Annotated in this window: 23 protein-coding genes and 2 pseudogenes; 14 read left to right on the forward strand and 11 right to left on the reverse strand. The window is 71.7% G+C overall.

Annotated features, from left to right (window positions below; genetic code table 11):
• The first annotated feature begins 164 nt into the window (after positions 1-164).
• From rpsB to MQV74_RS29335, 10 genes are all read left to right on the forward strand, one after another.
• Complete coding sequence (rpsB, locus tag MQV74_RS29290; protein ID WP_242724263.1) at positions 165-1064, forward strand: 30S ribosomal protein S2; 900 nt, start codon at positions 165-167, stop codon at positions 1062-1064.
• Between the two features lie 98 nt (positions 1065-1162).
• Positions 1163-1999, forward strand: coding sequence for a translation elongation factor Ts (tsf, locus tag MQV74_RS29295; RefSeq protein ID WP_242724273.1), 837 nt, complete (start codon positions 1163-1165; stop codon positions 1997-1999).
• A 198-nt stretch (positions 2000-2197) separates the two neighbouring features.
• Positions 2198-2992 carry a UMP kinase gene (gene pyrH / locus MQV74_RS29300; protein ID WP_374120711.1) on the forward strand — a complete coding sequence of 265 codons (795 nt, stop codon included), beginning with the start codon at positions 2198-2200 and terminating at the stop codon, positions 2990-2992.
• Positions 2993-3177: 185 nt separating this feature from the next.
• Complete coding sequence (gene frr / locus MQV74_RS29305; RefSeq protein ID WP_138962079.1) at positions 3178-3735, forward strand: ribosome recycling factor; 558 nt, start codon at positions 3178-3180, stop codon at positions 3733-3735.
• A gap of 57 nt (positions 3736-3792) precedes the next feature.
• The gene (locus MQV74_RS29310) at positions 3793-4935 is read left to right on the forward strand and encodes a phosphatidate cytidylyltransferase (protein WP_242724295.1); all 1143 of its coding nucleotides are present in this window, start codon (positions 3793-3795) and stop codon (positions 4933-4935) included.
• Positions 4936-5037: 102 nt separating this feature from the next.
• Positions 5038-6144, forward strand: coding sequence for a 23S rRNA (adenine(2503)-C(2))-methyltransferase RlmN (gene rlmN, locus MQV74_RS29315; RefSeq protein ID WP_030675873.1), 1107 nt, complete (start codon positions 5038-5040; stop codon positions 6142-6144).
• A gap of 225 nt (positions 6145-6369) precedes the next feature.
• A complete protein-coding gene (locus MQV74_RS29320) occupies positions 6370-7458 on the forward strand; it encodes a thiamine ABC transporter substrate-binding protein (RefSeq protein ID WP_242724297.1) in 1089 nt (362 codons plus the stop codon).
• Complete coding sequence (locus MQV74_RS29325; protein WP_374120802.1) at positions 7434-9131, forward strand: ABC transporter permease; 1698 nt, start codon at positions 7434-7436, stop codon at positions 9129-9131. Before MQV74_RS29320 ends, MQV74_RS29325 begins: the two co-directional genes overlap by 25 nt.
• On the forward strand, positions 9131-10219 hold the full coding sequence (locus tag MQV74_RS29330; protein ID WP_242724303.1) for an ABC transporter ATP-binding protein: 1089 nt from the start codon (positions 9131-9133) through the stop codon (positions 10217-10219). The genes MQV74_RS29325 and MQV74_RS29330 overlap by 1 nt, the downstream gene beginning before the upstream one ends.
• A 9-nt stretch (positions 10220-10228) precedes the next feature.
• Complete coding sequence (locus tag MQV74_RS29335) at positions 10229-11008, forward strand: maleylpyruvate isomerase family mycothiol-dependent enzyme (RefSeq protein ID WP_242724306.1); 780 nt, start codon at positions 10229-10231, stop codon at positions 11006-11008.
• 135 nt (positions 11009-11143) lie between these two features.
• Here the strand turns inward: MQV74_RS29335 and MQV74_RS29340 are convergent, their stop codons facing one another.
• The 6 genes and pseudogenes from MQV74_RS29340 to MQV74_RS29370 form a co-directional block, all read right to left on the reverse strand.
• Positions 11144-12268, reverse strand: coding sequence for an LOG family protein (locus tag MQV74_RS29340; protein ID WP_242724309.1), 1125 nt, complete (start codon positions 12266-12268; stop codon positions 11144-11146).
• 38 nt (positions 12269-12306) lie between these two features.
• Positions 12307-12711 (reverse strand): VOC family protein, encoded by a 405-nt coding sequence (locus MQV74_RS29345; protein WP_242724311.1) that lies wholly within the window; start codon positions 12709-12711, stop codon positions 12307-12309.
• A gap of 182 nt (positions 12712-12893) precedes the next feature.
• Positions 12894-14051 carry a hypothetical protein gene (locus MQV74_RS29350; protein ID WP_242724314.1) on the reverse strand — a complete coding sequence of 386 codons (1158 nt, stop codon included), beginning with the start codon at positions 14049-14051 and terminating at the stop codon, positions 12894-12896.
• Between the two features lie 233 nt (positions 14052-14284).
• Positions 14285-15019: pseudogene (locus MQV74_RS29360) on the reverse strand (ABC transporter ATP-binding protein); the annotation flags it as partial.
• 171 nt (positions 15020-15190) lie between these two features.
• Positions 15191-16570 (reverse strand): aspartate aminotransferase family protein, encoded by a 1380-nt coding sequence (locus MQV74_RS29365; RefSeq protein WP_242724317.1) that lies wholly within the window; start codon positions 16568-16570, stop codon positions 15191-15193.
• The gene (locus MQV74_RS29370) at positions 16555-17091 is read right to left on the reverse strand and encodes an Lrp/AsnC family transcriptional regulator (protein ID WP_374120712.1); all 537 of its coding nucleotides are present in this window, start codon (positions 17089-17091) and stop codon (positions 16555-16557) included. The genes MQV74_RS29365 and MQV74_RS29370 overlap by 16 nt, the downstream gene beginning before the upstream one ends.
• Positions 17092-17267: 176 nt before the next feature.
• Between MQV74_RS29370 and MQV74_RS29375 the strand changes: the two genes are divergently transcribed.
• Together MQV74_RS29375 and MQV74_RS29380 are read left to right on the forward strand one after the other, a co-directional pair.
• A complete protein-coding gene (locus MQV74_RS29375; protein WP_242724337.1) occupies positions 17268-18704 on the forward strand; it encodes a gamma-aminobutyraldehyde dehydrogenase in 1437 nt (478 codons plus the stop codon).
• A gap of 102 nt (positions 18705-18806) precedes the next feature.
• The gene (locus MQV74_RS29380; protein WP_242724340.1) at positions 18807-19979 is read left to right on the forward strand and encodes an ABC transporter substrate-binding protein; all 1173 of its coding nucleotides are present in this window, start codon (positions 18807-18809) and stop codon (positions 19977-19979) included.
• A gap of 24 nt (positions 19980-20003) precedes the next feature.
• Here the strand turns inward: MQV74_RS29380 and MQV74_RS29385 are convergent, their stop codons facing one another.
• Positions 20004-20615 carry a TetR/AcrR family transcriptional regulator gene (locus tag MQV74_RS29385; RefSeq protein ID WP_242724342.1) on the reverse strand — a complete coding sequence of 204 codons (612 nt, stop codon included), beginning with the start codon at positions 20613-20615 and terminating at the stop codon, positions 20004-20006.
• A gap of 153 nt (positions 20616-20768) precedes the next feature.
• Here MQV74_RS29385 and MQV74_RS29390 point away from each other — a divergent pair, with 153 nt between their 5' ends.
• A complete protein-coding gene (locus MQV74_RS29390) occupies positions 20769-21515 on the forward strand; it encodes an SDR family NAD(P)-dependent oxidoreductase (protein WP_242724350.1) in 747 nt (248 codons plus the stop codon).
• 91 nt (positions 21516-21606) lie between these two features.
• On the opposite strand, the pseudogene MQV74_RS29395 reads toward MQV74_RS29390, so the two are convergent.
• Positions 21607-21756: pseudogene (locus MQV74_RS29395) on the reverse strand (winged helix-turn-helix transcriptional regulator); the annotation flags it as partial.
• Between the two features lie 50 nt (positions 21757-21806).
• On the opposite strand from MQV74_RS29395, the gene MQV74_RS29400 reads away from it, so the two are divergent.
• Entirely contained in the window at positions 21807-22448 is a 642-nt protein-coding gene (locus MQV74_RS29400) for an NADPH-dependent F420 reductase (protein WP_242724353.1), read from the forward strand.
• Positions 22449-22463: 15 nt separating this feature from the next.
• On the opposite strand, the gene MQV74_RS29405 is transcribed toward MQV74_RS29400, so the two are convergent.
• From MQV74_RS29405 to MQV74_RS29415, 3 genes are read right to left on the reverse strand one after another with little or no spacing between them, the layout of a single operon-like run.
• Positions 22464-23255 carry an SAM-dependent methyltransferase gene (locus tag MQV74_RS29405; protein ID WP_242724356.1) on the reverse strand — a complete coding sequence of 264 codons (792 nt, stop codon included), beginning with the start codon at positions 23253-23255 and terminating at the stop codon, positions 22464-22466.
• A complete protein-coding gene (locus MQV74_RS29410) occupies positions 23252-23965 on the reverse strand; it encodes a glycerophosphodiester phosphodiesterase (protein WP_242724360.1) in 714 nt (237 codons plus the stop codon). Before MQV74_RS29410 ends, MQV74_RS29405 begins: the two co-directional genes overlap by 4 nt.
• A 33-nt stretch (positions 23966-23998) precedes the next feature.
• On the reverse strand, positions 23999-25048 hold the full coding sequence (locus MQV74_RS29415) for an adenosine deaminase (RefSeq protein ID WP_242724369.1): 1050 nt from the start codon (positions 25046-25048) through the stop codon (positions 23999-24001).
• Positions 25049-25101: the final 53 nt, after the last annotated feature.

The following is a 25101-nucleotide window of genomic DNA, read 5'->3' on the forward strand; positions in this document are numbered from 1 at the left end:
GTACACTTCATGTGGCGATCCGGGTCACCGGGTCGACTTCGCACGCCCCGGCACCGGGCTCTCCGAGCCGCCGGTGTCAGCGCCTTTCGGTCCCGCACGCGAGTGCGTGGCACGGCGCGCGGCAGGGCGTCAGGACACAACCGAGAAAACCAAGGAGTACGGCCATGGCCGTCGTCACGATGCGGGAGCTGCTGGAAAGCGGCGTCCACTTCGGTCACCAGACCCGTCGTTGGAACCCGAAGATGAAGCGCTTCATCTTCACGGAGCGCAACGGCATCTACATCATCGACCTGCTCCAGTCGCTGTCGTACATCGACCGCGCCTACGAGTTCGTCAAGGAGACCGTCGCCCACGGCGGCACGGTCATGTTCGTGGGTACGAAGAAGCAGGCGCAGGAGGCCATCGCCGAGCAGGCCACCCGCGTCGGCATGCCCTACGTCAACCAGCGCTGGCTGGGCGGCATGCTCACCAACTTCTCGACCGTCTACAAGCGCCTGCAGCGCCTCAAGGAGCTTGAGGCCATCGACTTCGAGGACGTGGCCGCCTCCGGCCTCACCAAGAAGGAGCTGCTGGTCCTCTCCCGCGAGAAGGCCAAGCTGGAGAAGACCCTCGGCGGTATCCGCGAGATGCAGAAGGTGCCCAGCGCCGTCTGGATCGTGGACACCAAGAAGGAGCACATCGCGGTTGGCGAGGCCCGGAAGCTGAACATCCCGGTCGTCGCGATCCTCGACACCAACTGCGACCCCGACGAGGTCGACTACAAGATCCCGGGCAACGACGACGCGATCCGCTCCGTCACCCTGCTCACCCGCGTGATCGCCGACGCCGTCGCCGAGGGCCTCATCGCCCGCTCCGGCGTGGCCACCGGCGACTCGAAGCCGGGCGAGAAGGCCGCGGGCGAGCCGCTCGCCGAGTGGGAGCGCGACCTGCTCGAGGGCGAGAAGAAGGCCGACGAGAAGGCCGCTGACACCGAGGCCCCCAAGGCTGAGGAGGCCGCCGAGGCCCCCAAGGCCGAGGAGAAGGCTGCCGAGGCTCCGGCCGCGGACGCCGCCGAGCAGGCCTGACCTCAGCATCGGATGCTGACGGCGGGGGCCCGCGCCACGAGCGCGGCCCCCGCCGTTCACCCGTAGATCTTCGACTTCGAGAAAGACTTCAGAGAATCATGGCGAACTACACCGCCGCTGACGTCAAGAAGCTCCGCGAGCTCACCGGCGCCGGCATGATGGACTGCAAGAAGGCGCTCGACGAGGCCGACGGCAACGTCGACAAGGCCGTCGAGGCGCTGCGCATCAAGGGCCAGAAGGGCGTCGCCAAGCGCGAGGGCCGCTCCGCCGAGAACGGCGCGATCGTCTCCCTGATCGCCGACGACAACTCCACCGGTGTCATCGTCGAGCTGAAGTGCGAGACGGACTTCGTCGCCAAGGGCGAGAAGTTCCAGGCCGTCGCCGCCGCGATCGCCGCGCACGTCGCCAAGACGAACCCGGCCGACATCGAGGCGCTGCTCGCCTCCGAGATCGAGGCCGGCAAGACCGTCCAGGCGTTCGTCGACGAGGCCAACGCCAACCTCGGCGAGAAGATCGTCCTGGACCGCTTCGCGCAGTTCTCCGACGGCTTCGTCTCGGCGTACATGCACCGCACGATGCCCGACCTGCCCCCGCAGATCGGTGTCCTCGTCGAGCTGGACAAGCCGAACGCCGACGTCGCCCGGGGCATCGCCCAGCACATCGCCGCCTTCGCGCCGAAGTACCTCACCCGTGAGGACGTTCCGGCCGAGGTCGTCGAGTCCGAGCGTCGCGTCGCCGAGGAGACCACCCGCGCCGAGGGCAAGCCGGAGGCCGCGCTCCCGAAGATCGTTGAGGGTCGCGTCAACGGCTTCTTCAAGGACGCCACCCTCCTGGGCCAGCCCTACGCCCTCGACAACAAGAAGTCCGTCGAGAAGGTCCTGCAGGAGGCCGGTGTCACCCTGAAGCGCTTCTCGCGCATCAAGGTCGGCATCTGAGTCCGCACCACGATCGCCGGTAGACCCCGCTAGGGTCTACCGCGGTCGCCCGCGTGCGCAGCGGCGCGCGCGACGGCCGTGACGTCGTACCGCGAGGGCCGTACCGAGAGCGACGGTGCGCCTCGTACGCGACGGACGACCGCAAGATCTGACGAGGAGGCCATTGCCGAGCATGGGATGAACACCACCCCACCGGCAATGGCCTCTTCGTATGTGCACCACAAGGAGAACTCCATGACCAAGGCCGACACCAAGACTGACGACGGCAAAGTGGCCGGGCGCTTCCTGCTGAAGCTCTCCGGTGAGGCGTTCGCCGGGGGCGGCGGCCTCGGCGTCGACCCCGACGTGGTGCACAACATCGCCCGCGAGATCGCGGCCGTCGTGCGGGACGGCGCGCAGATCGCCATCGTCATCGGCGGTGGCAACTTCTTCCGCGGCGCCGAGCTCCAGCAGCGCGGCATGGACCGGGCCCGCTCCGACTACATGGGCATGCTCGGCACGGTCATGAACTGCCTCGCCCTCCAGGACTTCCTGGAGAAGGAAGGCATCGACTGCCGCGTCCAGACCGCCATCACCATGGGCCAGGTCGCCGAGCCGTACATCCCGCTGCGCGCCGTGCGCCACCTGGAGAAGGGCCGCGTCGTGATCTTCGGCGCCGGCATGGGCATGCCGTACTTCTCCACCGACACCACCGCCGCCCAGCGTGCTCTGGAGATCGACGCCGAGGCCCTGCTCATGGGCAAGAACGGCGTCGACGGGGTCTACGACTCCGACCCCAAGAAGAACCCGGACGCGGTGAAGTTCGACTCCCTCGGCTACGGCGAGGTCATCACCCGCGACCTGAAGGTCGCCGACGCCACCGCCATCACGCTGTGCCGGGACAACAAGCTGCCCATCCTGGTCTTCGAGCTGCTCGCCGAGGGCAATATCGCGCGGGCGGTCAAGGGTGAGAAGATCGGCACGCTCGTCGGCGACCAGGACTCCCGGGCCTGAGCCGAGGACGTCCGTCCCGTACGGTCCCACCGGGCTCCGGGGGCTCCCCGGGGTTCCACGGGGCTCCGAGGCGCCTCTGAGGGATGGACAAAGCCCTGCCGGTCGGACACCGTGCAGGAAAGAGACGCGACGCAGCCGGCCGATCCATGGAAGCCGGGCCCACTCAAGACACGCAGGAGCAAGTGGTGATCGAAGAGACCCTCCTCGAGGCCGAGGAGAAGATGGAGAAGGCCGTCGTGGTCGCCAAGGAGGACTTCGCCGCGATCCGCACGGGCCGTGCGCACCCGGCGATGTTCAACAAGATCGTGGCCGACTACTACGGCGCGCTGACGCCGATCAACCAGCTCGCCTCGTTCTCGGTGCCCGAGCCGCGCATGGCGGTCGTGACGCCGTTCGACAAGACCGCGCTGCGCAACATCGAGCAGGCGATCCGCGACTCCGACCTCGGCGTCAACCCGAGCAACGACGGCAACATCATCCGGGTGACGTTCCCCGAGCTCACCCAGGACCGCCGCAAGGAGTACATCAAGGTCGCCAAGACCAAGGCCGAGGACTCCAAGATCTCGATCCGTTCGATCCGTCGCAAGGCCAAGGAGGCCTTCGACAAGGCGATCAAGGACGGCGACATCGGCGAGGACGAGGGCCGTCGTGCCGAGAAGGAACTCGACGACCTCACCGCCAAGTACGTCGCCCAGGTCGACGAGCTGCTCAAGCACAAGGAATCCGAGCTGCTCGAGGTCTGACCCGTGGGGTCTGCCGAGTCGAGCGACGTCTGATCTAGGTCTGAGGAATCCGATTCCGTGAACGACACTTCCTGGGGGGCGCCGTCCAGAGCCGGGTACTGGGGGGCGCCCGACCAGGGACCGGTCCAGGGTGCTGCCCCGGTGGGTCCCGCACACGATGCGCACGCGCTGAATCCGTCAGAGACTCAGCCCATGCCCATCGTTCCCGACGTAGCCGCGAGCGGCGGACACCAGGACGACGACCGGGGGGCTGCTCAGTCGAGCGGCCCCCTGTTCCGTGACGAGACCGCGCACGCAGCGCACGCGGCGCACTCTTCGAACCCCGCGCAGAAGCCGCAGGAGCCCATGACCGGCGCACCACAGCCCGCCCCAGCACCGCAGAAGAAGAGCGCGGGGCGCGACCTCGGGGCGGCCATAGGGGTCGGGGTGGGCCTCGGTGCCGTCATCCTCGCGTCGCTGTTCTTCAAGAAGGCCGTCTTCGTCGGCGTCATAGCGGTCGCCGTCGTGGTCGGACTGTGGGAGCTCACCTCCCGTCTGCAGGAGCGCAAGGCCATCAAGGCGCCGCTGGTGCCGCTGGCCGTGGGCGGTGCGGCGATGGTCGTCGCCGGGTACGTGCGCGGTGCCGAGGGCGCCTGGGTGGCGATGGCGCTGACCGCGCTCGCGGTACTCGTCTGGCGTATGACGGAGCCGCCGGATGGCTATCTCAAGGACGTCACCGCGGGCGTCTTCGCGGCCTTCTACGTGCCCTTCCTCGCCACCTTCGTGGCGCTGATGCTCACCGCGGACGACGGCCCGCAACGCGTGCTCACCTTCCTGATCCTGACCGTGGTCAGCGACACCGGGGCGTACGCGGTCGGCTGGCGGTTCGGCAAGCACAAGCTGGCGCCGCGCATCAGCCCCGGAAAGACCCGGGAGGGCCTGCTCGGCGCAGTGGCCTTCGCCATGGCGGCGGGCGCGCTGTGCATGCACTTCATGATCGACGACGGCACGTGGTGGCAGGGTCTCCTGATCGGCCTCGCGGTGGCCGCGAGCGCGACGCTCGGCGACCTCGGCGAGTCCATGATCAAGCGGGACCTCGGCATCAAGGACATGGGCACGCTGCTGCCGGGCCACGGCGGCATCATGGACCGGCTCGACTCCTTGCTGCCGACGGCCCCGGTGGTGTGGCTGCTGCTGGTGGTGTTCGTCGGGTCCGGGTGACCTCGGTAGTCGAAAGCGGCTGACCTGCTGATTCGTAGGTGAGGGGCCCGTTGTCCACAGGCGGCGGGCCCCTTGTCGTATCTCTGGGACAATGGAGTCATCATGCCCAAGCCCGGAGAACTCACTTTCGTCGCGCCGCGCGGAGCCAAGAAGCCGCCGCGGCATCTCGCCGACCTCACGCCCGCCGAGCGCAAGGAGGCCGTCGCCACCATCGGCGAGAAGCCGTTCCGCGCCAAGCAGCTCTCGCAGCACTACTTCGCGCGGTACGCGCACGACCCCGAGCAGTGGACGGACATCCCGGCCGGGGCCCGCGGCAAGCTGCAGGAGGCGCTGCTTCCCGAGCTGATGAGCGTCGTGCGGCACATCAGCTGTGACGACGACACCACGCGCAAGACCCTGTGGCGCCTCTTCGACGGCACGCTCGTCGAGTCCGTGCTCATGCGGTACCCCGACCGGGTGACGATGTGCATCAGCTCCCAGGCGGGCTGCGGCATGAACTGCCCGTTCTGCGCCACGGGCCAGGCCGGCCTCGACCGGAACCTGTCCACGGCCGAGATCGTGCACCAGATCGTGGACGGCATGCGGGCCCTGCGCGACGGCGAGATCCCGGGCGGCCCCGCGCGGCTGAGCAACATCGTCTTCATGGGCATGGGCGAGCCGCTGGCCAACTACAACCGGGTGGTCGGCGCGATCCGCCGCCTCACCGACCCCGAGCCCGACGGCGTGGGCCTGTCCCAGCGCGGCATCACCGTCTCGACGGTCGGCCTGGTGCCCGCCATCCACCGGTTCGCCGACGAGGGCTTCAAGTGCCGCCTGGCGATCTCCCTGCACGCGCCCGACGACGAGCTGCGCGACACCCTCGTCCCGGTGAACACCCGGTGGAAGGTCCGCGAGGTCCTGGACGCGGGCTGGGAGTACGCGGCGAAGTCCGGGCGGCGGCTCTCCATCGAGTACGCCCTGATCCGCGACATCAACGACCACGCCTGGCGCGGTGACCGCCTCGGCCGCCTCCTCAAGGGCAAGCCGGTGCACGTCAACCTGATCCCGCTGAACCCCACGCCGGGCTCGAAGTGGACGGCCTCGCGCCCCGAGGACGAGAAGGCCTTCGTCGAGGCCATCGCCGCCCACGGCGTGCCCGTGACCGTCCGCGACACCCGAGGTCAGGAGATCGACGGCGCCTGTGGACAGCTCGCGGCAGCCGAACGCTAGCGCGGTACGCTGGCCGGAACATCTGCATATTCCGACAGGGGAGCGCCACAGCGCTGAGAGTGCGGCACCTGACACAGGCCGGCCGCAGACCCTCTGAACCTCGCCCGGGTCATTCCGGGTAGGAAGTTCGGTCACCACTCAAGCTGTTGCGCCCTGCCCGCGAACCGCCCGGTTCGCGGGCAGGGCCGCGTCTTCTCCTGGTCACTCCAGGAGGAATGAACTCACGTGAGCACCACCAAGAAGGCCACACTCACCGCGGTCGCGGTGGGCCTCGGGCTCGTCGCCGTCTCCGCGTGCGGCTCCGGCAGCGGCTCCGGCGGCTCCTCGCAGGGGTCCAAGGACGTCACGCTGGTCAGCCACGGCTCCTTCAACGTCTCCAAGGACGTCCTGAAGGACTTCGAGAAGCGTTCCGGGTACAAGGTCCGCGTCCTCAAGGACGGCGACGCGGGCCAGGCCGTCAACAAGGCGATCCTCACCAAGGGCAACCCCCAGGGCGACGTCTTCTTCGGCGTCGACAACACCCTGCTCTCGCGCGCCCTCGACAACGGCCTCTTCCAGCCGTACGAGGCCAAGGACGCGGGCCTGGTGAAGCCGGAGTACCGGCTCGCGAAGGGCGAGCGCCGCGTGACGCCCGTCGACAGCGGCGACATCTGCGTGAACTACGACAAGAAGTACTTCGCCGACAAGAAGCTCGCGCCGCCGAAGACCTTCGCCGACCTGGTCAAGCCCGCGTACAAGAACCTCCTGGTCACCGAGAACGCCTCCACGTCCTCGCCCGGCCTCGGCTTCCTGCTCGGCACCGCGGCCGCGTACGGCGACGACGGCTGGCAGGGCTACTGGAAGAAGCTCAAGGACAACGGCGTCAAGGTCGTCGACGGCTGGGACCAGGCCTACAACCAGGAGTTCTCCGGCTCCGCGGGCGGCCGCAAGGCCAAGGGCGACCGGCCGCTCGTCGTGTCGTACGCCTCCTCGCCGCCCGTCGAGGTCCTGTACGCCAAGCCGCAGCCGAAGCAGGCCCCGACCGGCGTCGCGACCGGCACCTGCTTCCGGCAGATCGAGTACGCGGGCCTGCTCAGCAACGCCGAGAACGCCAAGGGCGGCAAGGCCCTGCTCGACTTCCTCTCCGGCAAGGAGTTCCAGGACGACATGCCGCTGCAGATGTTCGTGAACCCCGTGCGGGAGGGTGCGCGGGTGCCGAAGCTCTTCCAGGAGCACGGCGTCGAGGTCGCCGACCCCCGGACCATGGCCCCCAAGAAGATCGCCGACAACCGTGAGCCGTGGGTCAAGTCGTGGACCTCGCTCGTACTGAAGTAGCGAAGGCCCCGGCCCGCACGGGCCGGCGGCCCTCGCGGGGAGGCGCGGCGCGGCTCGGGCTCATGGCCCTGCCCGTCGTGTTCTTCGCCGTCTTCTTCGCCTATCCGGTCGCCGCGATCGTCGCGCGCGGCCTGAAGGTGGACGGCGCCTGGCAGTTCGGGCGGATCGCGGACGTGCTCGGGCAGTCCGACATCCAGCACGTGCTGTGGTTCACCACCTGGCAGGCGCTCGCGTCGACGGCGCTCACCCTGCTGTTCGCGCTCCCCGGCGCGTATGTCTTCGCGCGCTTCGACTTCCGGGGCAAACAGGTGCTGCGGGCCGTCGTCACCGTGCCGTTCGTGCTTCCGACCGTCGTCGTGGGCACCGCCTTCCTCGCGCTGATCGGGCGCGGCGGGCTCTTCGACGAGCTGTGGGGCGTCCGTCTGGACACCACGGTGTGGGCGATCCTGCTCGCCCACGTCTTCTTCAACTACGCCGTGGTCGTGCGCACCGTCGGCGGGCTGTGGGCCCAGCTCGACCCGCGCCAGGAGGAGGCCGCGCGGATGCTCGGGGCCTCGCGCACGCGCGCGTGGCGGACGGTGACGCTGCCCGCGCTCGCGCCCGCCGTGGCGGCCGCCGCGCTGATGGTCTTCCTGTTCACGTTCACGTCCTTCGGTGTCGTGCAGATCCTCGGCGGACCCACGTACGCGACGCTCGAAGTGGAGATCTACCGGCAGACGGCCAACCTGCTCGACCTGCCGACGGCCGCCGTCCTCACCCTCGTGCAGTTCGCGGCGGTGGGCGGGGTCCTGGCCGTGCACGCCTGGACCGTGCGCCGGCGCGAGAGCACGCTCCGCCTCGTGGACGCCGCGACGACGGCGCGCAGGCCGCGCGGGGCCGGGCAGTGGGGGCTGCTCGGCTTCGTCCTGCTCACCGTGGCCGTGCTGATCGTGCTGCCGCTCGGCGTCCTGGTGCAGCGGTCCCTCGACGGCCCGCAGGGATACGGCTTCGCGTACTACCGGCAGCTGACCTCGACGGAGGGCGGGGCCTTCCTGGTGCCGCCCGTCGAGGCGATCGGGAACTCCCTGACGTACGCGGCCGTGGCCACCGTCATCGCCCTGGTCGTCGGCGGGCTCGCGGCCACCGCGCTGACCCGGCGCGCGGGCCGCCTCGTGCGCGGCTTCGACGCGCTCCTGATGCTGCCGCTCGGCGTGTCCGCGGTGACGGTCGGCTTCGGCTTCCTCATCGCCCTGGACGAGCCGCCGCTCGACCTGCGGGCGTCCTGGTTCCTGGTGCCGCTCGCCCAGGCCCTGGTGGGCGTGCCGTTCGTGGTCCGCACGATGCTGCCCGTGCTGCGCGCCGTGGACGAGCGGCTGCGCGAGGCGGCGGCCGTGCTCGGGGCCTCGCCGCTGCGGGCCTGGCGGGAGGTCGACCTGCCGCTGGTGCGCCGGGCGCTCCTCATCGCGGCCGGGTTCGCCTTCGCGGTGTCGCTCGGCGAGTTCGGCGCGACGGTGTTCATCGCGCGGCCGGACAACCCGACCCTGCCGGTCGCGGTGGCCACCCTGTTCGGTCGCCCCGGTGACCTCAACTACGGGCAGGCCATGGCCCTTTCGACGATTCTCATGGTGGTGTGCGCGGTGTCGCTCCTGCTCCTGGAGCGGCTGCGCACGGACCGTACGACGGGAGAGTTCTGATGACCGCCACGGCCTCCGCGGGGCGTGCGCCGGGCGCGCTGCTAAGGCTCGACGAGGCCACCGTGCGCTTCGGCGCGCGGGCCGCGCACACCGCGCTCGATGGAGTCGACCTCGGCGTCGCCGAGCACGAGATCGTGTGCGTGCTCGGGCCGAGCGGCAGCGGCAAGTCCACCCTGCTGCGGGCGGTCGCCGGGCTCCAGGCGCTCGACTCCGGACGGGTCGTGCTCGGCGGCCGCGACCAGACCGGGGTGCCCGCGCACAAGCGGGGCGTCGGCCTGATGTTCCAGGACCACCAGCTCTTCCCGCAGCGCGACGTGGCGGGCAACGTGGCCTTCGGCCTGCGCATGCGCGGCGTACCGCGCGCCGAGCAGGCGCTGCGCGTGGCGGAACTCCTCGATCTGGTGGGCCTGCCGGGGGCGCAGAAGCGGGCGGTCGCCTCGCTGTCGGGCGGCGAGCAGCAGCGGGTCGCGCTCGCGCGGGCGCTCGCGCCCCGGCCGCACCTGCTGATGCTCGACGAGCCGCTCGGCCAGCTCGACCGGTCGCTCCGGGAGCGCCTGGTCGCCGAACTCCGGGAGCTGTTCAAGGAGTTGGGGACGACGGTGCTCGCGGTCACGCACGACCAGGGCGAGGCGTTCGCGCTCGCCGACCGGGTCGTGGTGATGCGGGACGGCCGGATCGCCCAGTCCGGTACGCCTCTTGAGGTGTGGCGCAGGCCCGCCGACGAGTTCGTGGCACGCTTCCTCGGCTTCGACAACGTGGTCGACGCGACGGTCACGGGACCGGCCGCCGCGACCGTGTGGGGCAAGGTGCCCGTGCCGGACGGCACGGCGGACGGCCCCTGCCGACTGCTCGTACGCCCCGCCGGAGTGCGGCTCGTGGGGGCGGACGACGGGCTCGCATGCGTGGTGACGGGGCGGACGTTCCGGGGCACGCACGTCGCCGTGCGCCTGGAGCCGGTCGACGGCGAGGGCGCGCCCCGTCTGGAGGCCGCGTGCGGACTGCGCGACGCGCCGGAGCCGGGCGCACGCGTGGGCGTGCGCTTCGCGGTGGAGGAAATCGTCGTGCTGCGGCGGGGAGCGACGGCCTAGGCTCGGCCCATGGCCAGCCTTCCGTACGAGCGTTACCGCGACCAGGTCGCCGCCCAGCTGGAGAGCCTGCGGACGACACTGGACGGCGCCGATCTGTCGGTGACCGTCCCCACCTGCCCCGACTGGACCCTCGACCGGCTCGTACGGCACACGGGCGGTGCCGTGCGCCTGGTCGAGCTGCACGTGCGGACCCGGGCCACGGAGAACATCCCCGACGCGCGGGTGCCCGGTTTCGGCGGGCCCGAGGCCGGGGGCGTGGCCGCGCTCGACGCGTGGCTGGCCGAGACGGCGGAGATGTTCGACGCGACGCTGCGGGGCGCCGAGGCCGATACGCCCGTGTGGTCCTGGGCGGGGGAGGCCACCGCCGGGTTCTGGGCGCGGCGCATGACGCACGAGGTGGCGATCCACCGGGCGGACGCGGCGATCGCCGTGGGCGCCCCGTACGAGGTGGCGCCCGACGTGGCCGCCGACGCCATCGACGAGTGGCTGGACATCGTGCGGTTCGTGCAGCTGGCGAAGGCGGATCCGCGGGCTGCGGAGCTGGTGGGGGAGGGGCGGACACTGGGGCTGCGCGCGCTGGACGCCGGGGTTGAGTGGCTCATTACGCTCGGGCCGGACGGGGTCACGTGGACGCGCGGGGGCGCTGGGGCGGATGTCGTACTGCGGGGGCCTCTGACCGAGGTGCTGCTCGCGTTCTATCGGCGGCGGGGGCTGGATTCCGGGCGGGTCGAGGTGCTTGGGGACCGGGGGTTGCTGGAGTTCTGGCTGGCGAAGGCGTCGTTCGGCTGAGCCTCGGCTGTGCTGAGGCCCTGTTGAACGGCTGGGCGGCACCTGGGGGCTGTGCCCACCCTTCCCCAAGCTCTCGGCTTCGCTCGAGCAGGGGATGCCCCCCTCGCCCTGCGGACGATTGCCCACAGCGGAACGTCAACGTGCGAGTGACACCAGTGCCGCTGCCGCTGCCTCCGCGTCTTCCACCAGTGCGATCCGTCCCGCCATCGGGCGGTCGGACGCCAAGGCCTGGAGGAGGGGCCAGGCCGGGAGGCGGGTGGTCCAGTGGGCGCGGTCGACCAGGATCATGGGGGTGGGCTCGCCGCGGGACTCGTAGTAGTTGGGGGTCGCGTTGTCGAAGATCTCCTGGACCGTGCCGGCGGCGCCGGGCAGGAAGACGACGCCCGCGTTCGAGCGGGCGAGCAGCCCGTCCTCGCGCGTGGCGTTGGCGAAGTACTTCGCGAGGTGCGCGGCGAACGCGTTCGGCGGCTCGTGGCCGTAGAACCAGGTGGGGATGCCAACAGACGCCCCACCGTCCGGCCACCGCTCGCGCACGGTGAACGCGGCCTTGGCCCACTCGGTCACCGACGGAGTGAACGACGGTGCCTTGGCGAGGAGTTCGAGGGCTTCGTCGAGCATGGTGTCGTCGTACGGGGCGGCGTACGCGCCGAGGTTCGCGGCCTCCATCGCGCCGGGCCCGCCGCCCGTCGCCACCGTGAGACCGGCCCGTGCGAGGGAGCGGCCGAGCCGGGCCGCGCCCGCGTACGCGTCCGTGCCGCGGCCCATCGCGTGGCCGCCCATGACGCCCACGACCCGTGCGCCGTGCAGGAGTTCGTCGAGCGCGTCGGAGACGGAGTCGTCGTGGACCGCCCGCAGCATCGAGGCGAAGACGTCGCCGTCGGCCTTGGTCCGCTGGAACCAGGCGTACGCGCGGGCGTCCGGCGTCGCGTCGTACCCGCCGTCGGCGAGGCCCGCGAACAAGTCGCCCGGTGTGTAGAGGCGGGCGAGGTAGGGGTCGAAGGGCAGCCCCGGCACGGGTGGGAAGACCAGGGCGCCGGAGGCGCGGACCCGCGCCGCCGCTTCCTCGTGCATGGGGCAGCCCAGGAAGACGGCGTCCGTGGTGTCCACGGCCAGCAACGCGTCCGTACGGTCCGTCAGATCGACTGCCTGGACGCGGTATCCGGCCAGTGAGCCGTGTGCCGCGATGACCTCGTCGAACGCGGCGAGCGTCTCGATCTCGCGGTCGCCGGGGTGCGGGGCGGATGCTGCGGAGGTGAGCATCCGCCCATGCTAGGCACCCGGCAGCGGGGACGGTGGGGTCAGCCCTCGACCTGGGCCGGGTCCATCCACATGATTTCCCAGGTGTGGCCGTCGAGGTCGTCGAAGCTGCGGCCGTACATGGTGCCGTAGTCCTGGGTGCGGCCCGCGGTGCCGCCCGCCGCGACGGCCTTGTCGACCACCTCGTCGACCTCGGCGCGGCTCTGGGCGCTGAGACAGAGCAGGACCTCGCTGGTCTTCGTGGAGTCCGCGATCTGCTTGGTGGTGAAGTCCTGGTAGCGCGCCGTGCCGAGCAGCATCACGCCGATGGTTTCGCTGATCACCACGTAGGCGCAGTCGTCCGTCGTGAACTGGGGGTTGATCGTGTAGCCGAGCTCCGTGAAGAACTTCTTGGAGGCGTCGACGTCGGACACGGCCAGGTTCACGAAGATCATCTGCTGGTGCATGAGGTGTCTCCCGCTCGGGTGGGGTGCGTGGGTGCGGTCTGCCTTACGGAGGGGTAGACGGGGGGCCGGGCGAGAACTCATCGGTGGTGCGGAAGTTTTTTCGAGCGGGCGGGACGGGCCCTCGCGTGAGCACCCCCGGCCCGCCCTTTCCCCGGGGTCGGAGGACCTCGGGGGGCGGTGTCTCAAGCGGTCAGCGGCATCGCCGACAGCTGTGCCACCAGCCAGGTCAGAGGGCCGAACGCGGCCGCGAGTACGCCCGCGCGCAGGGCCGCGGAGCCCCGGAGCAGGGACGCGGGCGCTCCGAGGCGGACCAGCGCCGCCCGGGTCGAGGCGCGGGCGCGGCGGGCCTCGGCCGCCGCGGTGACCAGAGTGAGCACCGTGCAGCCCGCGACAAGGAGCGCGCCGAGGGTGGTGAGCGGGCCGATGTCCGCGCGGCCGCCCGCTGCGTGCAGGGTGGTGAGCGCGTACGCGCCCGAGGCCACCGCGCACACCACGCCGAGGGGCTGGCCGATCCGCCGCGCCTCCCGCATCAGGACGCGCCCCGCGAGCAGCCGGAGCGCCCCGGGCCGCACCGCCTGGAGCACGCGTCCGCACAGATGGGTGAGGCCGGGCCCGGCGAGCGCGAGGCCGATCGCGGTGAGCGCCCACCCGGTGAGCACCCCGGCCGGGCTGCCGTCGATGCCGCCGGGCATGCGCAGGCCCGGTGCCGCGTCGGCGCCGCTCGCGTACGTCTCGACGGCGAGCCCGGCCGCGAGCAGGGCCACGCCCCACGGCAGGCCGCCCGGTGCCGGGGGCGGCGCGTCGGGGTCGGGCGGCTCCGCTCCGGGCTTCGTGCGCCGCGGGCGCAGCGTGAGCGCGACCGCGCAGGAGGCGCCGAGCGGGGCGAGGGCGAGCAGGGTGAGCGCGGCGGCGAGCGGCAACGGCCGGTCGGCGGCGAGGAGTTCGGCGGCGGCGCCGTCGAACGGCAGGCCGGTGAGGTCACCGCGCAGGTGCAGGAAGAACAGCAGCGCCACCATGGACCCGAGGGTGCAGGCCACCGCCGTGGTCATGGCCGAGATGACCATCAGCCGCCCGGGGCCGAGGCCGACCGAGGAGAGCCCGGGGCGCGGCTTGGTGCCGGGGTCGGTACGGGCCACGGCGACGGCGAAGTACCCGGTGGCGGCGAGCGGCAGCGCGCACCAGGCCAGGCGCGCCGCGGCGCCGCCGGAGCCGGGGTGGCCCAGGGCGTGGCCGAGGGCGCACAGGAGCAGGAATCCGGTCCCGGCCGCCGCGGCGGCGACGAGCAGGCGGCGCAGCAGGACCAGGGGGTGGGCGCCGCGCGCTAGACGGAGAGCGAGCACGCGGCCCGGCCTTCCGTGTCGGATCCGCCGGGCCGCCCGGAGGCCCCTGGCCCACCGGCGGCGGCACCGGGCCGGTCGGCGGCTTTGGCCCCGTCCGCGGAGGCGCCCGGCCCGCCTGAGGTGCCGGGCCCGCCTGCTGAGGCGCCGGGCCCGCCTGCTGAGGCGCCGGGCCCGCCCGAGGCGCCGGGCCCGCCGGAGCCGCCAGGTCCCTCCGCGGCCCCGCGCGCCGCCCCGGCCCCGGCGCCCTCGGCAGCGGCGGCGGGCTGGTGCTCGTCGCCGGGCAGGCGCAGGGTGTGCACGCGTCGGCCGTCGAGGAGGGCGACCGTGCGGTCGGCGAGGGCGGCGACCTCCGCGTCGTGGGTGGCGAGGACGACGGTGATGCCGTGCGAGCGGGCGGCCGTCGTCAGGGTGCGCAGGACGTGCGCGCGGTCGGCGCTGTGCAGCGGCGCGGTGGGCTCGTCCGCGAAGAGGACGGCGGGGGCCGCGGCGAGGGCGCGGGCGACGGCCACGCGCTGGCACTCGGCGCGGGTGAGGGCGTGCGGCCGCTTGCGGGCGCAGTCGCCCGCGTCGAGGCGCTCCAGCCACTCCAGGGCCGCGCGCTTGGCGGTGCGGTGCGGGGCGCCGCGCAGGAGCAGCGCGAGCGCGGCGTTCTCCCAGCCGGTCAGCTCGGGGACGAGCGAGGGCTCGGGGTCGATCCAGCCGAACCGGTCGCGGCGCAGCCGTTCGCGGACCAGCGGGCCCATGGTGTGCACGGGCGTGGAGTTGAACCAGACCTCGCCCCGCTGCGGCGGCAGTTGGCCGGACAGACAGCGCAGGAGCGTCGTCTTGCCGCTGCCGCGCGGGCCGCCGACGGCGAGGATCTCGCCCTCGCGGACACCGAGCGAGACGCCGGTGAGTGCGGGAGTGCCGTTGAGCGTGACGTGCAGGGCACGAGCCCACAGCACGTCGTTGTCCGGCGGGGCCACCATGGGCGTACACCTCGGTTCAGATCAGATTGCCTCCCCCGTACGGGGGAACGAAGGCTGGGCCGATCGGTCACTGGGCACGCTAGGTAGTGAGGGTGGGACCCCGGACAAGGACGCGGCCCGGGCGCACCCATCTCACTCGGATGGGTGCGCCCGGGCCGGTGTCGTGCCGGGTCAGATCTTGGTCCAGGCCTCCGTCAGGACCTGGCGGACGATGCCCTCGATCTCGTCGAACGTGGACTGGTCCGAGATCAGCGGCGGCGACAGCTGGATGACGGGGTCACCGCGGTCGTCGGCGCGGCAGTACAGGCCGTACTCGAAGAGCTTCTTGGAGACGAAGCCGTAGAGCACGCGCTCGGACTCCTCGTCCGTGAAGGACTCCTTGGTGGCCTTGTCCTTGACCAGCTCGATGCCGTAGAAGAAGCCGTTGCCGCGGACGTCGCCGACGATCGGCAGGTCGTGCAGCTTCTGGAGGGTGGTCAGGAACGCGCCCTCGTTGTCGAGCACGTGCTGGTTGAGGCCCTCGCGCTCGAAGAGGTCGAGGTTGGCGAGGCCGACGGCCGCGGAGACCGGGTGGCCGCCGAAGGTGTAGCCGTGCAGGAAGGTGTTGTCGCCCTTGTAGAACGGCTCGGCGATGCGGTCGGAGACGATGGCCGCGCCGATCGGGGAGTAGCCCGAGGTCATGCCCTTGGCGCAGGTGATGATGTCGGGGACGTAGCCGAACTTGTCGCAGGCGAACATCGTGCCGAGGCGGCCGAAGGCGCAGATGACCTCGTCGGAGACCAGCAGCACGTCGTACTTGTCGCAGATCTCGCGCACGCGCTGGAAGTAGCCGGGCGGGGGCGGGAAGCAGCCGCCCGCGTTCTGCACCGGCTCCAGGAAGACCGCGGCGACGGTCTCGGGGCCTTCGAAGAGGATCTCCTGCTCGATCTGGTCGGCGGCCCAGCGGCCGAAGGCCTCCGGGTCGTCGCCGTGGATCGGGGCGCGGTAGATGTTGGTGTTCGGCACCTTGTGCGCGCCCGGGACGAGCGGCTCGAAGGGGGCCTTCAGGGCGGGCAGGCCGGTGATGGACAGGGCGCCCTGCGGAGTGCCGTGATAGGCGACCGCGCGGGAGATGACCTTGTACTTCGTGTGGTTGCCGGTGAGCTTGTGGTACTGCTTCGCCAGCTTCCAGGCGGTCTCGACGGCCTCGCCGCCGCCGGTGGTGAAGAAGACCTTGTTCAGGTCGCCCGGGGCGTAGTGGGCCAGGCGCTCGGCCAGTTCGACGGCGCTCGGGTGGGCGTACGACCAGATGGGGAAGAAGGCGAGGTCGGCCGCCTGCTTGGCGGCGACCTCGGCCAGCTCGCGGCGGCCGTGCCCGGCCTGGACCACGAACAGGCCCGCGAGACCGTCGAGGTACTTCTTGCCCTGGTCGTCGTAGATGTAGGTGCCCTCACCGCGCACGATGGTGGGCACGGGCGTGTTCTCGTACGACGACATGCGCGTGAAGTGCATCCACAGGTGGTCGTACGCGGTTTTGCTGAGGTCCTTGCTCACGGCTATCGGGTTCCCCACATGTAGGTCTGCTTCTTCAGCTTGAGGTAGACGAAGCTCTCGGTCGAGCGCACGCCGGGGAGCGCGCGGATCCGCTTGTTGATGACCTCCAGCAGGTGGTCGTCGTCCTCGCAGACGATTTCCACGAGCAGGTCGTGCGAGCCCGCGGTCATCACCACGTACTCCGCCTCCGGCATCGCGGCGACGGCGTCGGCGACCGGGTCCACGTCGCCCTCGACGTCGATCCCGACCATCGCCTGGCGGCGGAAGCCCACGGTGAGCGGGTCCGTCACGGCGACGATCTGCATCACGCCCTGGTCCAGGAGCTTCTGGACGCGCTGGCGCACGGCCGCCTCGGACAGGCCGACGGCCTTGCCGATGGCGGCGTACGGCCTGCGGCCGTCCTCCTGGAGCTGTTCGATGATCGCCAGGGAGACGGCGTCGACCGAGGGTGTTCCGCTCTGGCCGCGGCCGCCACCGGTGGTGGTGCGGGTGGTCGCCCCCTCGCGAGGGCTGCTGGGGTCTGTGCTTCGACTGGCCACGACTTCACTGTGCACGAGGTCTCGTCAGTTACGCAAGGCCGGATCAATGAAATTCGTTGCTGTGTGACTCCTGTCTTGCGGATTTCGCAGTCCTGGGCTGCTGGGTATGTTGAAAGCGTCGGTGTACGGACTAGGGTGGGTGTCTCATCCACTGGACACTGACTGGAGGGCCGGAAGTGAGCACCGAGCTGCGCCGTCTGCGCAACTACATCAACGGAGAATTCCGGGACGCGGCCGACGGACGGACCACCGAGGTGATCAACCCGGCGACCGGTGAGGCGTACGCCGTGGCGCCGCTGTCCGGCCAGGCCGACGTCGACGCGGCCATGAAGGCCGCCGCCGACGCCTTCCCGGCCTGGCGCGACCTCGTGCCCGCCGAGCGGCAGAAGGCGCTGCTGAAGATCGCGGACGCCTTCGAGGAGCGCGCCGAGGAACTCATCGCCGCCGAGGTCGAGAACACGGGCAAGCCGATCGGCCTCACCCGCTCCGAAGAGATCCCGCCGATGGTCGACCAGATCCGCTTCTTCGCGGGCGCGGCCCGGATGCTGGAGGGCCGCGCCGCCGGTGAGTACATGGAGGGTCTGACCTCCATCGTCCGCCGCGAGCCGGTCGGCGTCTGCGCGCAGGTCGCGCCGTGGAACTACCCGATGATGATGGCTGTGTGGAAGTTCGCCCCGGCGCTCGCCGCGGGCAACACGGTCGTCCTCAAGCCCTCGGACACCACCCCGGCGTCGACCGTCCTGATGGCCGAGATCATCGGCTCCGTCGTGCCGCCCGGCGTCTTCAACGTGGTCACGGGCGACCGCGACACCGGCCGCATGATGGTCGAGCACCCGACCCCGGCGATGGCCTCCATCACCGGCTCGGTGCGCGCGGGCATGCAGGTGGCCGAGTCGGCCGCCAAGGACCTCAAGCGCGTCCACCTGGAGCTCGGCGGCAAGGCGCCCGTCGTGGTCTTCGAGGACACCGACCTGGCCAAGGCCGTCGAGGACATCTCGGTGGCGGGCTTCTTCAACGCGGGCCAGGACTGTACGGCCGCGACCCGGGTGCTCGTCCACGAGTCCATCCACGACGAGTTCGTCACCGCGCTCGCCAAGGCCGCCGCCGACACCAAGACCGGCCTGCCCGACGACGAGGACGTGCTGTACGGCCCGCTGAACAACGCCAACCAGCTGGCGCAGGTCTCCGGCTTCATCGACCGGCTGCCCGCGCACGCCAAGGTCGAGGCGGGCGGCCACCGGGTCGGCGAGAAGGGCTACTTCTACGCGCCGACCGTCGTCTCCGGGCTCAAGCAGGACGACGAGATCATCCAGAAGGAGGTCTTCGGCCCGGTCATCACCGTCCAGTCCTTCACCGACGAGGCCCAGGCCGTCGCCTACGCCAACGGCGTGGAGTACGCCCTGGCGTCCTCGGTGTGGACCAAGGACCACGCCCGCGCGATGCGCATGTCCAAGGTCCTCGACTTCGGCTGCGTCTGGATCAACACGCACATCCCGCTGGTCGCCGAGATGCCGCACGGCGGCTTCAAGAAGTCCGGCTACGGCAAGGACCTCTCCGCCTACGGCTTCGACGACTACACCCGCGTCAAGCACGTCATGACGTCGCTCGACTGACGTCGGGCCCCGCGCGGGGCTGACGTTCTGAGTCGTCTTCGGGGCGGGCGGTGGACACCTTGTCCATTGCCCGCCCCTCGTGCGTGAAGTGAGGGTGGGGGCATGACAGTTGCCGCACGTCGTACGTTCCTCAAGGGCATCGGCGCGGCCGGGGTCCTCGGCGCCCTCGCGGGCTGCGGGGTGCCCGCCGCGTACGTCGACGCCTCGGACCGCGCCGCGAAGGACCTCTCCGGCCGGGAGAAGAAGCTGACGTTCGCCAACTGGCCCCTGTACATCGACACCGACGACGAGGACAAGACCAGGCGCCCCACCCTCGACGCCTTCGAGAAGCGGACCGGCATCGACGTCCGCTACACCGAGGAGATCAACGACAACGACGAGTTCTTCGGCAAGATCAGCCCCTCCCTGATGAACCATCAGGAGACCGGCAGGGACCTCGTCGTCATCAGCGACTGGATGTGCGCGCGCTTCGTGCGCCTGGGCTGGGTGCAGGAGATGGACCGGTCCCGGCAGCCCAACGTGGCCGAGCACCTCGACCCGATCCTGCGCACGCCGCACTTCGACGAGGGGCGCCGGTACTCCGTGCCCTGGCAGTCCGGCATCACCGGCATCGCGTACAACAAGCGGCGGCTCGGCCGCGAGATCCGGCACGTGTCGGACCTGTGGGCCGACGACCTGAAGGGCCGGGTGACGCTCCTGTCCGGGCTCGACGAGGCGTTCGCGCTGCTCATGCAGGGCGACGGCGTCGACATCGGGACGTGGACCGGGGACGACTTCCACCGCATGTGCGACCGCCTGGAGAAGCGCGTGCGCGGCCACCACGTCCGCCGCTTCACCGGCAACGACTACATCAAGGACCTCGCCAGTGGTGACGTCCTCGCCTGCCAGGCCTACAGCGGCGACGTGATCCAGCTCCAGGCCGACGACCCCGACATCGCGTTCGTCGTCCCCGAGGAGGGCGCCGAGCTGTGGGCCGAGTCCCTGATGATCCCCAACCTCGCCCGTCACAAGGCCAACGCCGAGCGCCTGATCGACCACTACTACGACCCCGAGGTCGCGGCCGAGCTCGCCGCCTGGGTCAACTACGTCTGCCCCGTGCCCGCCGCCCGCGACGTCCTGGCCTCCTCCAAGGACAAGGACCTGGCCGCCCTCGCCGAGGACCCGCTGGTCTTCCCCGACGACGCGATGCGCCGACGCCTCGCCATCGCCCGGGACATCACGTCCGACGAACGCACGGAGTTCGCCCGCCGGTGGAACTCCCTCGTGGGGTTGTAGCCCGGCGCCCCGCGGCCGGGTGGGCTACGCGGCGGGCGTGAGCACCGCGTCCCAGGCCGCCATCGCCCGGTCCACCGTCTTGTCCAGGGTCGCGCGGGACGCGCCGTCGCGGGCCTGGACGGACATGCCCTGGACGACCGTGGTGTAGAAGGCGGCCACGGCCTCGGTGTCGGTGGCGGCGGGGAGTTCACCCTCCTCGACGCCGCGGCGCAGGCGCTCGGCCATCATCTCGGCGCCGCTCCTGCGCCAGGTCGCCAGGTGGTCGCGCACCGGGGCGTTCGCCGGTGAGCAGTTGGTGGCGGCAAGGACGATCATGCAGCCGGCCGGTCTGCCCGGGACGGTGTACAGGCGCGCGTTCTCGCGCAGGACTGCCTCGACGGCGCCGCGCGCGGTGGGGACCTCGGCGAACGCGCGCGCCATGGCCGAGCCCTCCGTGGTGCTGTACAGCTCCACGGCCTCCTGGAACAGCCGCTCCTTGGAGCCGAACGCGGCGTACAGGCTGGGCGAGGCGATGCCCATGGCCGAGGTGAGGTCGGTCATCGACGTCGCCTCGTACCCGTGCTCCCAGAACACCTCCATGGCCCGGCGAAGGGCCGTCTCCCGGTCGAAGCCCCGGGGCCGTCCGCGTCCCGCCACGCTCCCCACCTCATTTCTGTAGTGACTGACAAATATAGGCCTTGACGTGGTGGAACGCCCGTGTGAAAGTTTCTGTGCCGATCGACACAGAAATCGGCGGGCGGTGCGCGACCATGTGTGCCGCCCTCGTGCACGAGGGATGCGGGGCAGAAAATGACGGACCTCCAGGGCAAGGCCGCGCTGGTCACGGGCGGCAGCCGGGGCATCGGGGCGGCGATCGTCAAGCGGCTCGCGCGGGACGGCGCCGACGTGGCGTTCACCTATGTGAGCGCCGCGGGGAAGGCGAAGGCCGAGGCCGTCGTCGCCGAGGTGGAGGCGCTCGGGCGGCGGGCGGTGGCCGTCCAGGCCGACGCGGCGGACGCGGCGGCGGTCACCGGGGCGGTGGAGCGGGCGGCGCGCGAGCTCGGCCGCCTCGACATCCTCGTGAACAACGCGGGGGTCTTCCCGAGCGGGCCGTTGGCGGAGGTCACCCTGGACGAGCTGGACCGTACCCTGGCCATCCACGCCCGCGCGGCCTTCCTCGGTGCCCAGGCCGCGCTCGCGCACCTGCCGGAGGGCGGGCGGATCGTGAGCATCGGCAGCAACCTCGTGGGCCGCGCGCCGTTCCCCGGCATCGTCCTCTACTCCATGAGCAAGTCCGCCCTGACCGGCTTCACCAAGGCCCTCGCCCGCGAGCTCGGCCCGCGCGGGATCACCGTCAACCTCGTCAACCCCGGCTCCACGGACACCGACATGAACCCGGCCGACGGCCAGAGCGCCGACTTCCAGCGCGGCCTGTCCGCCCTCGGCCGCTACGCGGCGGCCGACGACATCGCGGCCACGGTGGCGCACCTGGTGGGGCCGGGGGGCCGGTCGATCACGGGGGCGGACTTCACGGTGGACGGCGGCACCAACGCGTAGGCGCTTCGCTGGATCGGGCGGGTTTTCGTCTGCTGGCCCGTGGGGGCTGGGCGCGCAGTTCCCCGCGCCCCTTCGGGGCGCTGCCCCCCCGCTACGAGGCCTCCGCCCGGTCCTGGGCCGCCAGGACCTCGTCGCCGTGGGCGAAGGCCCAGGCGCCGAACGCCTCGATGGGCGGGAGCAGGGTGCGGCCCAGGGCGGTGAGGCCGTACTCCACGTGCGGTAGGGAACCGGGGTACGACCTGCTGTCGTGCCGTGCCCCGGTCAGGGGCGTGACGACGGGGAGGAGCAGACATGCGGATCGGCGTACTCGGCACGGGGAACATGGCGGACGCGCTCGGCGGGCAGTGGGCGCGGGCGGGGCACGAGGTGTTCGTGGGCGGGCGGGACGCGGCGCGGGCGGCCGGGCTCGCGGCGCGGATCGGGGCGGCCGGGCACGGATCGCTGCGGGACGCGGCGGAGTTCGGCGACGGGGCCGTGCTGTTCGCGCTGCCGTACGGGGTGGGCGAGGAGGTGGTGACCGGGCTCGCCGACGCCTTGCGCGGGCGGGTGCTCGTGGACTGCTGCAACCCGGTGGGGGAGGGCTTCACCCTGCTCACGGGGCGGGGCCCGGCCGCCGCCGAGCGGCTCGCGGCCGCCGCGCCCGATGCCCGCGTGGTCAAGGCGTTCAACCTGTGCCACGAGGGCGTCTGGCGGCTGACCCCGCCGGTCTTCGACGGGCAGCGGCTCGCGGTGCCGGTGTGCGGCGACGACACCGAAGCGCTGGACGTCGTACGGCAGTTGGTGCGCGACCTCGGGTGCGAGCCGTACGACGCCGGCGGGCTCGGACGGGCCGGGCTCGTGGAGTCGACGGCGGCGCTGCTCATCGGGCTGTGGGTGGGCGGCGGCGTGGACGCGCGGGCGATCGTGCCGCCGTTCGGCCGGGCCGGGGGCTGACGCGGCCGGGGCGGGCTACGGTTTGCGGGCCACCGCGCCGTACTGGGGGACCGCGGGGGCCTCGGGGCAGCGCCAGCGGGAGCAGGCCTCGATGCCCGGGTCGAGGAGGTCGAGACCTTCGAAGTAGGCCTGGAACTCGGCGCGGGTGCGGCCGGTGATCGGCGGTGTGGCGTTCTCGTTCCAGAAGTCCATCGCGGCCTGGTTGCCCGCCCCGCCGACGTCGGCGTCCAGGGTGGGGTGGGTCAGGACGAGGTAACTGCCCGACGGCACCGCGTCCATGAGGGTCCGTACGATCCGGCGCGTGTCGTCCGTGTCCGGGATGAAGTTGAGGATGCCGAGCAGCAGCACGGCGATCGGGCGGGTCAGGTCGAGCGTGGCGGCGGCGGCCGCGACGATCTCGCGCGCGTTGCGGGCGTCCTGGTCGATGTACGTGGTCACGCCCTCGGGCGAGCTGGTGAGCAGCGCGTGGGCGTGGGTCAGCACGATCGGGTCGTTGTCGACGTACACGATGCGCGCGTCCGGGGCCAGGCGCTGCGCGACCTCGTGGGTGTTCTCGCCGGTGGGCAGGCCGGTGCCGATGTCGAGGAGCTGGCGGACGCCCCGGTCGCCCACGAGGTGGGCGACCGCCCGGCCGAGGAACGCCCGGTCCGCGCGGGCCACTTCGCCGATGCCGGGGAACATCTCGGTGACCTGCTCGCCGACCGCCCGGTCCACCTGGTAGTTGTCCTTGCCGCCCAGCCAGTAGTTCCACACCCGGGCGTTGTGCGCGATGTCCGTGCGGATCCTGCCGGTGCTGTCTGCCGTCACGCCTGCGGTTCCTTCCCCGTCCCCTGGCTCCGTCGCCCCAGCACGGTGGCGAGCGCGTCCATGCGGTTCGTGGTGATCGAGTCCACTCCGTGGGACACGAGCTTACGCATGGTGCGACGGGTGTCGGCAGTCCAGGCGGAGATCAGGTAGCCCTGCCCGTGGACGTGGTCGACGAGTTCCCGACTCACCAGGCCGAAGCGGTAGTTGAGCCAGCGCGGAGTGACCGCGGCGAGCAGGGCGGGGCGCGGCGGCGCGAGCGACTTCCACGTCAGCGAGATCTCCGCCGCCGGGTCCGCGGCCCGCACCGCGAGCATCGCGGCGGGCCCCGCGCAGTAGTACACGCGGTCCGCCGCGCCGCACTCGCCGATGACGCCGACGACCGTGCGGACCGTGTCCGGCGCCGGGTCGGGAAGGTCCACGAGGACGCGGTGCCCCGCGGTCTCCTTGAGCGCTTCCTCCAGCGTGGGTACGCCGCCCCCGGTGACGCCCCGGACCTCGGCGGCGGAGAGCACGGCCAGGGGCCGGTCGTGCTCCCACAGCCGGTCGAGGGCGTCGTCGTGCAGCAGCACGGGGACGCCGTCGGCGGTCAGGCGGACGTCGATCTCCACCGCGTCCGCGCCCCGGTCGAACGCCGACCGCAGGGACGGCAGGGTGTTCTCGCGGACGCGGTAGGGATCGCCTCGGTGGGCCACGGCAGTCAGGGTGCGCATGGGTTCATTGTGGCCCGGGGGGTGGTGCGGGGATCAGCGCGACAGCCACGTCTCGGTGTACGCGTCGATCTCCTCGCTGATGCGGCGCTTGCCCGCCTCGTCGAGGAAGGACACCTCCACGGCGTTCTTCGCGAGGGCCGCGATGCCGCGCTCGTCGAGGTCGAGGAGGCGGGCGGCGACGCCGTACTCCGTGTTGAGGTCCGTGCCGAACATCGGCGGGTCGTCGGAGTTGATCGTCACGATGACCCCGGCGTCCACGAACTGCTTCAGGGGGTGCTCGTCGAGCGTGGTGACCGCGCGCGTCGCTATGTTCGACGTCGGGCAGACCTCCAGCGGGATGCGGTGCTCCGCGAGGTGCGCGAGCAGCTCGGGGTCCCGGGCGGAGCTGGTGCCGTGGCCGATGCGCTCGGCGCGCAGATGCGTCAGGGCGTCCCAGACCGTCTCGGGGCCCGTGGTCTCGCCCGCGTGCGGCACGGAGCGCAGGCCCGCGGCGATGGCCCGGTCGAAGTACGGCTTGAACTGCGGGCGCGGCACGCCGATCTCCGGGCCGCCGAGGCCGAAGGAGACCAGGCCCTCGGGGCGGATGCCGTCGGTGGTGGCGAGGCGCACGGTCTCCTCGGCCGAGACGAGGCCCGCCTCGCCGGGGATGTCGAAGCACCAGCGCAGGACGACGTTCAGCTCCGCCTCGGCCGTCTTGCGGGCCTCCTCGATGGCGGCCATGAAGGCGCGCTCGTCGATGCCGCGGCGGGTGGAGGAGAACGGGGTGATGGTCAGCTCGGCGTAGCGCACGTTCTGCCGGGCGAGCTCGCGGGCCACCTCGTAGGTGAGGAGGTGGACGTCCTCGGGGGTGCGGATGAGGTCGACGACGGACAGGTACACCTCGACGAAGTGCGCGAAGTCCGTGAACGTGAAGTAGTCGGCGAGGGCCTCGGGGTCCGCCGGCACCTTGGAGTCGGGGTGGCGGGCGGCGAGCGCGGAGACGATCCGGGGGGAGGCCGAGCCGACGTGGTGGACGTGCAGCTCCGCCTTCGGCAGGCCCGCGATGAAGCTCTCAGCTCGGGCTGTGGTCGTCGTCTCGGTCATGGTTCCTCCCCGGAACAAGGCTGATCGGCTGATCGGGTGACCCGCGTGGGGTC

The sequence above is a fragment of the Streptomyces sp. AN091965 genome, from assembly GCF_022698285.1.
Lineage (GTDB): Bacteria > Actinomycetota > Actinomycetes > Streptomycetales > Streptomycetaceae > Streptomyces.

What these genes read in the sequence shown, in the direction of transcription:
- rpsB (WP_242724263.1), top strand. Translation starts at nt 165, where the DNA reads ATGGCCGTCGTCACGATGCGGGAGCTGCTGGAAAGCGGCGTCCACTTC.
- tsf (WP_242724273.1), top strand. Translation starts at nt 1,163, where the DNA reads ATGGCGAACTACACCGCCGCTGACGTCAAGAAGCTCCGCGAGCTCACC.
- pyrH (WP_374120711.1), top strand. Translation starts at nt 2,198, where the DNA reads ATGGCCTCTTCGTATGTGCACCACAAGGAGAACTCCATGACCAAGGCC.
- rlmN (WP_030675873.1), top strand. Translation starts at nt 5,038, where the DNA reads ATGCCCAAGCCCGGAGAACTCACTTTCGTCGCGCCGCGCGGAGCCAAG.
- MQV74_RS29330 (WP_242724303.1), top strand. Translation starts at nt 9,131, where the DNA reads ATGACCGCCACGGCCTCCGCGGGGCGTGCGCCGGGCGCGCTGCTAAGG.
- MQV74_RS29335 (WP_242724306.1), top strand. Translation starts at nt 10,229, where the DNA reads ATGGCCAGCCTTCCGTACGAGCGTTACCGCGACCAGGTCGCCGCCCAG.
- MQV74_RS29340 (WP_242724309.1), bottom strand. Translation starts at nt 12,268, where the DNA reads ATGCTCACCTCCGCAGCATCCGCCCCGCACCCCGGCGACCGCGAGATC.
- MQV74_RS29345 (WP_242724311.1), bottom strand. Translation starts at nt 12,711, where the DNA reads ATGCACCAGCAGATGATCTTCGTGAACCTGGCCGTGTCCGACGTCGAC.
- MQV74_RS29380 (WP_242724340.1), top strand. Translation starts at nt 18,807, where the DNA reads ATGACAGTTGCCGCACGTCGTACGTTCCTCAAGGGCATCGGCGCGGCC.
- MQV74_RS29390 (WP_242724350.1), top strand. Translation starts at nt 20,769, where the DNA reads ATGACGGACCTCCAGGGCAAGGCCGCGCTGGTCACGGGCGGCAGCCGG.
- MQV74_RS29400 (WP_242724353.1), top strand. Translation starts at nt 21,807, where the DNA reads ATGCGGATCGGCGTACTCGGCACGGGGAACATGGCGGACGCGCTCGGC.
- MQV74_RS29410 (WP_242724360.1), bottom strand. Translation starts at nt 23,965, where the DNA reads ATGCGCACCCTGACTGCCGTGGCCCACCGAGGCGATCCCTACCGCGTC.
- MQV74_RS29415 (WP_242724369.1), bottom strand. Translation starts at nt 25,048, where the DNA reads ATGACCGAGACGACGACCACAGCCCGAGCTGAGAGCTTCATCGCGGGC.